This window comes from Paraburkholderia sp. CNPSo 3272 (assembly GCF_024206495.1).
Classification (GTDB): Bacteria; Pseudomonadota; Gammaproteobacteria; order Burkholderiales; family Burkholderiaceae; genus Paraburkholderia.
Genome location: NZ_JAMBPQ010000013.1, coordinates 56,757 through 68,628 on the forward strand (window position 1 = coordinate 56,757; position 11,872 = coordinate 68,628).

Here is an 11,872-nt window from a genome sequence, read left to right on the forward strand (position 1 = left end):
CTTCATGCGACGGCTCCGTTTCACTTCCGCCCGCAGAAGGGGCAACGGTTTTTTCCACCAGCAAGGAGCAATGCAAATGAACACGATCCGATTCGCAGCAATCGCCATCACGGCCGCCCTGTTGAGCATGAGCGCGGGCGCTGCGTTCGCGCAAGCTAGCGGCGCGATGTCGAACGACGCTATGTCGAAGGACTCGACGCAGAAGGACACCATGGGCAAAGGCGCCATGTCGCAGGATACAATGAGCAAAGGCGGCGAGATGAGCCATGGCGAGATGAGCCATGATCAGATGAAACAGCCGATGAAGCACGACGCCATGGGCATGGATCATCCAGCATCGGGCGCCATGGCGCATTGAACGGTCGTAACGCGCTCCCGGCGTAGCTTGCGCCAGGAGCGCACCGCGCGCGCCTCGCCACCGTGCGCTCGCGATGCACGATTTCCGCGGGGCCGCACACCCTGCGCCGGGAGTACGTGATGGGAAGCGAATGGCAACGCCGCCTGAAATTGTTCATTCAGCGCTTCTGGCAGCCAACCAGTGCGTGCATGACCTGCATGCCGGGGAGCTGGGGCAACATCATGAGCCTGCCCCATTGGACCATCGCATTCAAGACGGGGCTGTTCACCGGCGCGCTTGCCGTGCTGCTTACCTTCACGCCAGCCGCGAAGTGGTACGCGAATCGCTACGGCAACGCGCTGCTGGTGGGCTGCCTGACCATAATCGGCGATGCCTACGCGCACACGAGTCACTATCGCATTCATGTTCTCGAACACATTGCGACGGGAGTCGTGTCCGGCCTGATCGCGCTCACAGCGTCGTATCTGCTCGACAACTCAGCTCGCCGGATACGGACGCTGTGGGCGCGCCTGACCGGGTAGTTCACGAGGTGGTGCGGGCATCGGCATAGGACATAGGTCCGATTGACGGGGCATCCATACATGCCACCCTTCGACAAAGCCGTCCCTCGGCTCATCAAAGGGGAACCCGATGCCCGCCTGCCGATATGTGGTCCTTTGCGCTTTGCCTTTCATGATGGTCGGCTGCAACACGCCGCCGATCCCGCCGGGCAAGCCGGTTGATATTCCAACCGCCCTCCACCAAGTTCTCGAAGGTCTGTGCAATTTCCGGAAAGAACAGGCCGACCGCAAACAGGATATCGGTGTTGCAATCGACTCGGTCACCGTGGAGCTCGACCTGAGCGTCGACGGCGCAAGGAATCCCCCTGTGGCAGTTGCCCCGGATATCCAGTTCATTCCAACGGTGAGCTATGGGCAGATCATCACGGCGAACCGGGGCAGCCGGCTTACGCTCACCCTGAAGAACACCGGCTCCCACGGCGGCTGCGATGTCATGACATCGGCGAAGTAGCGGCTGTTCCGTTTCTCTATACGACCATCGGCCCATAGCCAGCCTATGCGGTTGTGACATGATGGGAAGGCGCGGAACATTCGCGCCTGCCATCATGCGTATTGTTCATACGTTGCTGATCATCCTCGCTTTCGGGATAACGATTGCCGGCCGGCCGACAGGCTGCCTCGCGGCCCAGGCAACGCCTGCGCAAGCCGCGGCGTCACGGGCCGAGACGGCTGCGTCCGCCAGCGCGTCATCGCCCCCCGCGGCCCCGACGTCCACCACCACGCGCCGGCTCAATCTCGCCATCCAGCCGAAGTTCGGCGATTTCGACGCCATGCTCGACCGCAGGCTGATCCGCGTGCTGGTGCCATATAGCAGGACGCTCTATTTCACCGAGCTCGGTCATGAGCGCGGGTTGACCGCCGGGCTCATGCGCGACTTCGAGCGCTACCTGAACAAGGCGAACCAGAGCAGCCTCGGCAAGCGTCCATTGACGCTCGTGATCATCCCGACGACTCGCGACCAGCTCATTCCCGCTCTGCTTGCCGGGAAGGGCGACATCGCCGCCGGCAATCTGACCGCAACCGAAACGCGGCTCAAGCAGGTCGACTTCGTCGCGCCGCGCGACCGCAAGCCGGTCCGGGAGCTGGTCGTCACCGGTCCGAAGTCGCCCACGCTCACCAAACTGGACGACCTGAGCGGCAAGACCGTGCACGTGCGTGCGAGCAGCAGCTACTTCGAGAGTCTGACCGCCCTGAACGCGCGCTTCAAAAAAGAAGGCAAGCCGCCGATGAAGCTGGTATTGCTGCCCGATGCGCTCGAAGACGAGGACGCCATGGAGATGCTCAATGTCGGGCTGGTGCAGATTCTCGTCGTCGACGACTGGAAGGCGAAATTCTGGGCGCAGGTGCTGCCGGGCATCGTGGTGCACGACGACATGGCCGTGCGTGACGCCGGCTATATCGGCTGGGCGATCCGCAAGCAGAGTCCGAAACTCCAGCAGGCCATCACCGACTTTTACCTTGGCTACGTGAAAAAGCAGAGCGTGGCGGAAGTGCGTCTGCAGCAGGAACTGCAGCGCGTCAAACAGATCACCAGCAATACCGAGGACGCGGAACTGAAGCGTTTTTCGCAAACGGTCGGTCTCTTCGAAAAGTACGGCGCGCAATATCGCTTCGATCCATTGATGCTTGCCGCGCAAGGTTTCCAGGAATCGCAACTCGACCAAAGCGCCCGCAGCCATGTTGGCGCGATCGGCATCATGCAGCTCATGCCGGCGACCGGCAAGGAGCTGGCCGTCGGTGACATCCGCGTGACGGAATCGAACATCCACGCCGGCGCGAAATACCTTGACCTCCTGATGTCCCGCTATTTCCCGGATGCGCATTTTTCCGACTCCGACCGCGCCCTCTTCGCGTTCGCGAGCTACAACGCGGGTCCGGCCAGGATCGCGAAGATGCGCCAGGAAGCGGCCGCCCGGGGGCTCTCGCCCGACAAGTGGTTCAACAATGTCGAGATCGTGGTTGGCGAGAAGATCGGGATCGAGACGACCACTTACGTGCGTAATATCTACAAGTACTACGCCGCCTACCGGCTCGTGCAGCAGGCCCAGGCGGCGCGCGAACGCGCCATCGGGCAGATGCGCAAGCACGGCTGAGGCAGGCTTACGCGTCAGGCGCCCAGCACAGCGAGATGAATCTCGCGACTTCATCCAGCGCATGCCGCGCACTCGACAGCTCGTGGGTGGATCGCTGGAACACGTGGTGCAGACCTTCGTAGATTTCCAGCTTCACCGTGTTGCCCTGCTCCGCCGCGGCCGCCGCGTAACGTCGCGCGTCGTCGAACAGCAGCTCCTCCGTGCCCACCTGGAGCGCGACGGGTGGCAGGCGCCCCGGAATGGCATGCAGCGGCGACGCGCGTGCGTCCGCGGGGTCGGCGGCGCCAAGGTACGCCGCGGCGGCATTGGCGAGCACAGCCCGCGTCAGGACGGCATCCCGGGTCGCATCGCTGTGGAACGACGGCCCCGTCAAGGCCAGATCGACCCACGGCGAGAAAGCGGCCACGCTCGCGACGTTCAACGCCGGCCGCTCGTCGACGCCCAGAGCCGCAAGTGCGAGGCCGCCGCCCGCGGAGTCGCCGACCAGGGCGACTTCGCGTATGCCGCCGTTCGCCAGCCATCGCAGCGCCGCGCGCACGGCATCGTGCGCCGCGGGAAACGGATGCTCGGGCGCAAGCGGATAGTCGAGCACAAAGGTATCGACGCCGGCGCGCACCGCGATCTGGCTCGCGAACCCGCGATACCCCGCTGCAGACCCGAGCACGAAGGCCCCGCCGTGCAGGAACAGGATCGCGCGATGGGCAGGCGCGGCGCGCGGCCGAATCCACCACCCTGTTGCGTCCGCGTTCGCGACGCTCTCCATGGCGACGCCGTCCGCCACCGGCGTCTGCGCGGTCATGGCGTCGTACGCCTCGCGCATCGTTCCATGGAATTCGTTGAAATGCCGTTGCGTGCGCTCGATCGAGGCGCTCGCCGCCTCGCGGTCGTCATCGCTCAGGCTGCGCCGCACTTCGATCAGGTTGGCTCGTTCTCCGATGCTCATCATGGCTCCTTCGTTGCGTGAATGCGCTGTCGATGGCCATGACGATATCGATTCCACATGGAGCATGGAACGGGGCCAAATGGAATAGAATCCATTCCAGTCAGGAAGTTTTGGGAAGAGAAAATGGACCGGCTCGACGCGCTCAAACTTTTCATTCGCATCGTCGAAAGCGGGAGTTTCGCCGCGGCGGCGCGCGACATCGGCGTGGGTCAGCCTGCGGTCAGCAAGCAGATCGCGTCGCTCGAGCGCTATCTTGGCGCTCAACTGGTCAGGCGCACGTCGCGCAGCATGACGCTCACGGAGACCGGTCAAACGGTCTATGAAGCCGGCTTGCGCATCATTGGCGACTTTGCCGATCTCGAGTCCTCAGTCGGGCATGGCCAACTGTCGCCCGGCGGGCTGATCCGCGTCACCGTGCCGCCGGTCTTTGGCCGGCTGTATATCGTGCCGCACCTGCCGGTGTTTTTCTCCCGCTATCCGCAGGTGTACGTGGACCTTTCCGCAACGGAGCGGAACGTCAATCTCGTCGAGGAAGGTTTCGATCTTTCGATCAAGAGCGGACCGCTTGCCGACTCCTCGATGATTTCGAGGCATCTGGCCTCGAGTCCGGTCGTTGTCGTGGCAACGCCGGAATACCTCGAAAAGCACGGGCGCCCCGAACGGCCGCACGAGATCGAACAGCATGACTGTGTCGTTTTCGCGCCCATGCGCGAGCCGCGGGCATGGCGTTTCGCGAACGTCGAAGGACCGGGTCTGCAGGTTCCGTCGGGCAACTTCCGCACCGGCGACGCGGAGCAGATTCGCGCCGCCGTCCTCGCCCATATGGGCCTGGTTCAGGCGCCCGGCTGGCTCTTCGCAGCGGAGATGGCGAGCGGCGAAGTCGTCAGCGTGCTGGAGGATTTCGCGCCGCCGCCGTTGCCCATCCACGGCGTGCATCCATCGGGCAGGCGGCTGCCGAACAAGACTCGCGTGTTTCTCGACTTCGTCGCCGAGATGCTCGCGGCCGATCCGCGCCCGGCCTTCGTTGCGCACTGATGGCTCTGCGCGCTCCTTGCACGCCGGCGCGGAACGGTGTTTGCTGGGAGGAGTAGGTCATTCATCAAGGAGAGCCAAAATGCCCGAGAAGAAAACGATCGAGCGTGCGCGCGCGGACAAGCGCGCAGGCAAATCCGCAAGTACCCAGGCCGGCGAATTCGTGAAGGAGGAATTCGATCGCGTGCGCGAGGGCAAGCATGGCGTGCGTTCCGCGAAGCAGGCTGTCGCCATCGGCCTCTCGAAGGCGCGGCGCGCCGGTGTGGACCTCAAACCGCCGGCGCCAGGCAAAACCAGCGAAGCGACGCGCAAGAAGGCCGCAAAGGACAGCGCGGCGGGCCACGGCGAGAAAACGGGCCGCGCGAGCACGGAATCGAAGGCCAAACGCTCGCGCACGACGACGAAAGTGCTCAAGGGCGAGAGCCGGGCGGGCGCATCGCCACAAGCCGTGTCGAAGCAGGCGAAGAGCGCGGCGGCGCGCCGCCCCGCGGCAAGCCGATCGGCGGCGGCAAAGAAGGCTGCGCAGACCAAGGGTGCAGCGGGCCGCTCCGCCGCGGCCAAAAAGGCGGCGAAGACACGCGCCGCACGTGCGCAGCACACCCGCCACTAGCGAGGCGCGGGGTTATGAGACTATGTTCCTCATCGCCCCGCATGCGCTTGCTGCAAATCCGCCGATGCCCTCACCTGCTCTGCTGCTCGAACAGATCCTTCGCGACGTCCCACGCCGTTATCGCTTGCCGCAAGAGCCCGCGGCTTCGGCGCTGCCGCTTCGAGACGCCAATCCGGCGACGGCTCTGGCACGCGTCATCGAACAGGCACGCGAAGCCATCGCGCGTGGCGTAGCACCGGATGCGACGCTGCAGCCGCGTTTTATTGACGCGCTCGCGGTCATGATCACCGAGGCGATGCAAGCCGATTCCGGAGACCGGGCATTTCAGGCGATGGTGCTGCGGCACCGCGCTCCCCAGGTGCGCGAGTTTGCGTCGCTTTCGGCACAGGCCGATCAGGACCGGCGGCAGATCCATGCTGCCGTCAATGCGATCGCGCATCCGGCCAAACAGCAGCGCGCGCTGCAAGCCTGGCAGCGCGAAGCGCTTGCGCGGCTGCATGCGTCCGCGTCATTGGCGCACCACGAGGCCCATTACGCGGGACTTCACCAAACCGCGCGAGACCTTCTCGCTTTGCCGGAACTTTCGAAGGGCTCGGATTTCGGGCCCGCGCTGACGGATCTGCGGGACAGTCCGGCACTTGCGCGCCTGTGCCGGATCGAAGTTCTGGCGCCCGATCCACTCGTGCAGCAGTACGTATCATTGCTCGATGCGTATGGTCCGCGGCCGGGTACGCCGGCGGCTGTGGCGCAAGGCCGGGCGTCCCAGCGGCGCGGCGCGGCAGTCGAAGCGCTGGCCGTACAGGCACTCGAATCCCTGGCTCAAAGGCTCAACGCAGCGCAGGAGAACCCGCACGCGTACCGTGTCGTGAGCTCGATGCGCGTTCCGGCCTCGATACCGGGCACGCACGAGCGCGCCAAAACGGAATGGGACGTGGTCCTGCTGGAGCGGCTGCACGCAAAGACCTTCGATATCGTGCCCGTCTGGAACGTGCGCCTGCTCGTCGAAGCAAAGGCATCCGTCGAGTCCGCGACGACCGACCTCCCGCGGCTCATGCGCGGTTTGCGCCTGCTCGCGCACGCCGAAGAAAACGTCGTTTATACGTTCGAGACCCAGCAGGGGCCGGTACGACTGCACGGCGCATCGTTACGCGCGCAAGGCATCGACGAATCCGGGTTGCTGAAAACCGTACTCTATTGCTGCGATGCGCCCGCCAACGGCGCTTCGCGAATGCTCAACGCCGCGAGCCGCATGCAGCTTTTGTCCGCACCGGCGAGCCTCGAATACGCCAGCACCCAGTGGGACGGACAACATGCAGATCCGGAAATACTGGCTGCTGTCTGGCAGCACCTCACGCGATCGCCGCGCTGGCACGCGGTGCTCGACCAGTATTCGATGCTGCGCCTCGTACGCGAACTGATGGTGTACCCCGATGACCTGATGGCCACGATTGCCGATGCAGCGCAGTGCTCGCCAAGGTGTTCGCCGGGATGTTCGCAGTACACGGCGAACGAAGGGCCTTGTTGACGTGCAGGCGTTCGAGAAAGGCGCGCTGACGCCTCAATGCTCCGTGCGCACATGCTCGCCCCGTATACGCAACTCATCAAGCTCGGGCCGCAATCGGCGAATCTGACGATCTCGCTGCCTTAAGCGTGTGAAAGGAGCGTGGCGTGCAGCCCGCCCCCTTTCCCACCGGATCGACGCGAAAAGTCGGACCAAAGCAGCAGCAGCGGATATTTCGAAGCAACAGCAGAAGCAGCCGGATTGGCGCATTGTCGATACGAACAACTAAGCAAATCATAATTCGTTGGTTTGCCTGAAATCGTTGCAGATCGACAATCATCGAGCATCGTCATCTCACTTACCTCTGCTCGTTGCCGAGTCTCCGCTCATGAAGGCGTTCTCCCCGAAAATCCGTCGGCGCTCCGCCGGAACCGTTCTGCTTGCCGCGTGCGCCGCTGCGGTCCTGGTACTCCAAAGCGGCTGCAAGCCGCATGGGGAGCACGCGCAGGACGCGTCTGCCACGACCCGACAAGCGTCGGCGCAGCAACAAATCACCTACTTCAAGTACCCCGACAATCCCGCGTTCGACCTCGTCTATCTCGCCGACAAGCTCGGCTATTTCGACAACACGAGCACGCGGCCCAGATACGTCGGCAAGATATCGGCGCCGCAGATCATTCCGCTCGTGGGTACCGGCGATATCGATTTCGGCACGCGCATGGTGCCGCTCGTCATCTCCGCGATTGCGAGCGGCGCCGATATCAAGGTCATTTCCGCAGGCGGCGAAACGCTGCCCGACGCGCCCCATATGAAGTATTTCGTGCGCAAGGATTCAGGCATTCTCGGGCCGAAGGACTTCGAGGGTAAAACGGTAGCGTTCAACAGCTTCGGCGCGTGCGCGGAGTTCGTCACCAAGAAGTATCTGGCCCAGCACGGCGTGGATGTCTCGAAGGTGAACTGGCTCGTCGTGCCCGACAATCAGTCCGAGCAGGCGCTCGTCACGAAGAACGTGGACGTCGCGATCATTCATCCGCCGTTTTCCGGCTCGGCCGAAGCCGATCCGCAACTGCGCAAGCTGTGGAGCGACTGGGACGAGGATCACGGCCTTGGCGGCATGGCGCCCTATAGCGTGAACGGCGCGTTCGCGCGCGCCCACCCGCAGGCGGTACGCGACTTCGTCACGGCCATCGCCAGGGCGGGCAACTGGGTCAATGCGCATCCCGACGAAGCGCGCAAGCTGACGGCCGAGCGGCTCGGCATCGACGTTCGGCTCGTGGAGCGCTATGCCTACGTGAAGGACCTCGTGGTCACGGAGCCGCCCATCCAGTACTACATCGATATCCTCGAGCAGGCCGGCAAGATTCCGAAAGGCAAGGTCAACGTCAAGGATGTCTACACGAACGACTTCAATCCGTTTGCGAAGCACGAGGCGCAGGCCAGCGCGACCGCCTTGCCGAACGGAACTCGCTCGTGAACACGGCAAACACAGCAACTGCGCTCCGCGAGAAGATCGTCGCGCGCGATCTCTCGCTCACCTATAGCAACGCGCAAACGGACACGCACCATACGGTCCTCAAGCGCTTCGACCTTGCCGTGCGCGATGGCGAATTCCTTTCGCTGCTGGGCCCGAGCGGCTGCGGGAAGTCGACCTTCCTCAACGTGCTCGCCGGGCTCACGCCGCCAAGCTCGGGCGATATTCGCGTGGACGGCGACCCCGTGAGCGCCGTGCGGCAAAAGCTCGGCTTCGTGTTTCAGGGCTACGCGCTCTTTCCATGGCGCACTGTGCGCAAGAACGTGGAAGCGGGACTGGAAATTCGCGGCATGAGGCGCGCAACACGGCGCAGCGAAGCCGAACGCTTTTTGCGCCTCGTGGGCCTGTTGGAGTTCGCGGATCATTATCCACATCAGCTTTCCGGCGGCATGCGCCAGCGCGTGGCGATCGCTCGCGCGCTTGCTTATGGCCCCGAGATTTTGCTGATGGACGAACCGTTCGGCGCGCTCGATGCGCAGACGCGCGAATTGCTTCAGCAGGAATTGCTCTCGATCTGGGAGCAAAGCGCCACGACCGTCGTGTTCGTCACCCACAGCATCGACGAGGCGATCTTTCTCTCCGATCGCATCGCCATTCTCGGTCGCGGCCCCGGTCGCGTGAAAGAGATCATCGACGTCGATCTGCCACGCCCGCGCGCCGCCGAACTGCGTCACTCGGCGGCGTTCGTCGCGCTGCGACAGCGCGCGTGGGCGAGCCTCAGCACGGAACTCGACGTTCGGCTCGACGTACAGCCGCAAACCCAAGCATTGACGGGAGCCGATCATGTCCGATTCGATGTCTGACTCGATATCCAGCCGAGGCGCGGCCCGCGAATCCTCGCGCAGCGTGCGGCGCGTGCATGCCGCTTCATCTATCGCGCGCCTTTATGTGGGCGTGGAGCGCTCCATCGCGCTCGTCGCCTTCCTGCTGTTGTGGGAGTTGCTGCCCAGGCTCGGCGTGGTCAACTCCGCCTACCTGAGCCCGCCTTCACGGGTCGCCCTCGCGATCGCGCGGCTCTTCGAAAACGGCGACGCGTGGACGCATATCGGCGCGAGCGCCGTGCGCTCCATTAGCGGCTTGCTGCTCGCCGTGGCCGCTGGCATTGTATGCGGCTTCCTGCTGGGTTGGTTCCGGCGCGTCGAGCGCATTGTCGATCCCGTCTTTCAGCTGCTGCGCCAGGTGTCGGCCTTTGCGCTCTTTCCCGTTTTCATGCTGTTTCTCGGCATCGGCGAGTCGTCGAAGATCGCCATTGTCGTGTGGGCCGCGTTCTGGCCGGTCCTGCTCAATACCATCGCGGGGGTGAAGCAGGTCGAGCGCGTGCTGATTGACTGCGCGCGCTCGATGGGCGCCTCGCAGCACTTTATCGCGACGAAGGTCGTGCTGCCGGCCGCGCTGCCGCAAATCCTCACGGGCGTGCGCCTGGCGGGCGCATACAGCATTACCGCGCTGGTGGCGGCGGAAATGATCGGGGCGCGTTCAGGGCTCGGCTTTTATACGCTCAATTCGCAGGAGACTTTTCAGATTCCCGATATGTATGCGGGCATCGTTCTGCTCGCCATCTTTGGACTGCTGATCAATCAGAGCCTGTCGATACTCGAACGGCAACTGCTGCGCTGGCGCGTCGGGCTCGCGCAGAATGGCTAGGAACGCTCCGCTCGACGCCTCCGCAGTTCCGCGGCGCTTGCGCTGGCCGGCCATCGCGCGAACGGCCACGCTCGCATCGTTTGCATTACTCTCGCTGCTCGCATGGGCGCTGAACGCAGACTTGCCACGCGCCCTTCCTGACAGCGACCCGCCTTTCGCCGCCGCGGCAGCGCGTGGCGTGTTGATCGTGGCGGTGCCGCCGCGCCCCGCACCCACGCTTTACGTCGGCAAAGTCGACCGCACGCTGCGCGCGCCCGATCCGTTCGCGGCGGCGCTCGCTTCGGATCTCGCTCGCCGCGCGGGGCTGCCGGTGCAGTTCCTGCTGGCCGAACCGGCCGCCGCGCGCGCCGCACTGCAGTCGGGCAAGGCCGATGCCGCCATCGCCGGCCTGGGCTTCTCACCCGACGCGCGGGTTGCGTTCGCGCCGGCTTCGTATTCGAGCGGCCGTGGCATGGCGCTGGTGCTGGGCCACGGCAACGTGCAGACATGGCGCGACCTGCGCGGCCGCGCGATCTGCGCATCGCAAGGCAACCCATATGCTAAGCGTGCAGCGCGCGAGTTCCAGGCGAGCGTACACGGTTTCGACCGGCCACTCGACGCCTTGCTGGCGTTCCAGGCGGGCGATTGCGCCGCCCTCGTCGACGACGAGTTCGTGATCGAGGCGCTGCTCAAGCAGGCGGACTGGTCCTACTATCGCCGGCTACCCGGAACGATCGCTGCGCAGGCTGAGTTCATCGCGACGCGCGCCGGCGACGCGGCAAGCGCCGTCTTTGTCGGCGACACGGTGACGGCGTGGCGACGTAGCCGGTGGCTGGCGACCCTGCGCAAAGATCAGGCAATCAGCCTCGCGTTCGACATGTTCAACGCGGAAAACGACCTGTATTGCCACTAATCGCGCCGCTTCGGTTCTGCCACGCGAAACTGATAGCTTTTCGACAGGCACGCCTTGTCACCGCACGCATTGCGCGATTGGCTACGCATACACGCTTCGGTGCGGTGCAAGCCTCTGAACGGAATCTGGCCTAGAACCCGCGCCGCAGGTTCCGGTCGCGTAATGGATCAGTTGTCTTCTGCGTGAGCCGCAAAATGCCCTGATCGTCGAAGTAGAAGTGAAACATCATGTAGTCGATGTTGTTCTCGATGTAGCGGTAGGACCAGACTTCGCGCTGCATGCGCGAAAAGTAGGCTGTCTCGGCGGGCCGGCCGAAATTGATCAGGACATCGTTGCGTGTCCACTCATTGACTTTCGCGCGATAGAACTCGCTCTCCTGCAAGACCTGACGCACGCTCACGACCTTGCCGCTCGCGTCGATATCGGCAACGGTGTTCGTCGACCCCATCGGCTGGGTCGGCCACATGAGACGTTTGCCGCCGTCCGGCAGGTTATAGGTTTCGCGCGGCGGCCCGAGACGCGCGATCAACGCGGACTGGTCGGCGCCTGGCTCGATGCTTTGCCACGGCTGTGCGCAGCCTGCTACGAGCGCCACCGCGGCGGCAAGCCACGCCTGCTTCACGAAGTTGGACAGAGTCCCCATTCACGCTCCCCTGCGCAGCGAACCTGGCGAGCAACACAGGCAGATCTTGCCGGCCGTGGCGGATG

The 11,872-nt window shown here is 64.2% G+C and carries 13 protein-coding genes; 11 read left to right on the top strand and 2 right to left on the bottom strand.

Features of this window, described 5'->3' with window-relative positions; all coding sequences use genetic code 11:
* Window positions 1–76 precede the first annotated feature (76 nt).
* From M3I53_RS17815 to M3I53_RS17830, 4 genes are all read left to right on the top strand, one after another.
* Window positions 77–358, top strand: a complete 282-nt coding sequence (locus M3I53_RS17815; protein WP_254317206.1) for a pentapeptide MXKDX repeat protein — start codon at window positions 77–79, stop codon at window positions 356–358.
* 119 nt (window positions 359–477) lie between these two features.
* Complete coding sequence (locus tag M3I53_RS17820) at window positions 478–879, top strand: hypothetical protein (protein ID WP_254317207.1); 402 nt, start codon at window positions 478–480, stop codon at window positions 877–879.
* A gap of 109 nt (window positions 880–988) precedes the next feature.
* The gene (locus M3I53_RS17825) at window positions 989–1,369 is read left to right on the top strand and encodes a hypothetical protein (RefSeq protein ID WP_254317208.1); all 381 of its coding nucleotides are present in this window, start codon (window positions 989–991) and stop codon (window positions 1,367–1,369) included.
* Between the two features lie 94 nt (window positions 1,370–1,463).
* Complete coding sequence (locus tag M3I53_RS17830) at window positions 1,464–3,011, top strand: transglycosylase SLT domain-containing protein (protein WP_254317209.1); 1,548 nt, start codon at window positions 1,464–1,466, stop codon at window positions 3,009–3,011.
* 7 nt (window positions 3,012–3,018) lie between these two features.
* On the opposite strand, the gene M3I53_RS17835 is transcribed toward M3I53_RS17830, so the two are convergent.
* The gene (locus M3I53_RS17835) at window positions 3,019–3,957 is read right to left on the bottom strand and encodes an alpha/beta hydrolase fold domain-containing protein (RefSeq protein WP_254317210.1); all 939 of its coding nucleotides are present in this window, start codon (window positions 3,955–3,957) and stop codon (window positions 3,019–3,021) included.
* 120 nt (window positions 3,958–4,077) lie between these two features.
* On the opposite strand from M3I53_RS17835, the gene M3I53_RS17840 reads away from it, so the two are divergent.
* From M3I53_RS17840 to M3I53_RS17875, 7 genes are all read left to right on the top strand, one after another.
* Window positions 4,078–4,989, top strand: a complete 912-nt coding sequence (locus M3I53_RS17840) for a LysR family transcriptional regulator (RefSeq protein WP_254317211.1) — start codon at window positions 4,078–4,080, stop codon at window positions 4,987–4,989.
* A gap of 79 nt (window positions 4,990–5,068) precedes the next feature.
* Window positions 5,069–5,596: a DUF6496 domain-containing protein gene (locus tag M3I53_RS17845; RefSeq protein ID WP_254317212.1), complete on the top strand. Its 528-nt coding sequence runs from the start codon at window positions 5,069–5,071 to the stop codon at window positions 5,594–5,596.
* A 64-nt stretch (window positions 5,597–5,660) separates the two neighbouring features.
* A complete protein-coding gene (locus M3I53_RS17850; RefSeq protein ID WP_254317213.1) occupies window positions 5,661–7,121 on the top strand; it encodes a 3-deoxy-D-arabino-heptulosonate 7-phosphate synthase in 1,461 nt (486 codons plus the stop codon).
* Between the two features lie 364 nt (window positions 7,122–7,485).
* A complete protein-coding gene (locus M3I53_RS17860; protein ID WP_254317214.1) occupies window positions 7,486–8,571 on the top strand; it encodes an ABC transporter substrate-binding protein in 1,086 nt (361 codons plus the stop codon).
* Window positions 8,568–9,431 carry an ABC transporter ATP-binding protein gene (locus M3I53_RS17865; protein WP_254317215.1) on the top strand — a complete coding sequence of 288 codons (864 nt, stop codon included), beginning with the start codon at window positions 8,568–8,570 and terminating at the stop codon, window positions 9,429–9,431. The genes M3I53_RS17860 and M3I53_RS17865 overlap by 4 nt, the downstream gene beginning before the upstream one ends.
* Window positions 9,412–10,272, top strand: coding sequence for an ABC transporter permease (locus M3I53_RS17870; RefSeq protein ID WP_254317216.1), 861 nt, complete (start codon window positions 9,412–9,414; stop codon window positions 10,270–10,272). Before M3I53_RS17865 ends, M3I53_RS17870 begins: the two co-directional genes overlap by 20 nt.
* A complete protein-coding gene (locus M3I53_RS17875; protein WP_254317217.1) occupies window positions 10,265–11,164 on the top strand; it encodes a transporter substrate-binding domain-containing protein in 900 nt (299 codons plus the stop codon). Before M3I53_RS17870 ends, M3I53_RS17875 begins: the two co-directional genes overlap by 8 nt.
* 130 nt (window positions 11,165–11,294) lie before the next feature.
* On the opposite strand, the gene M3I53_RS17880 is transcribed toward M3I53_RS17875, so the two are convergent.
* Entirely contained in the window at window positions 11,295–11,807 is a 513-nt protein-coding gene (locus tag M3I53_RS17880) for a hypothetical protein (RefSeq protein ID WP_254317218.1), read from the bottom strand.
* Between the last annotated feature and the right edge of the window lie 65 nt (window positions 11,808–11,872).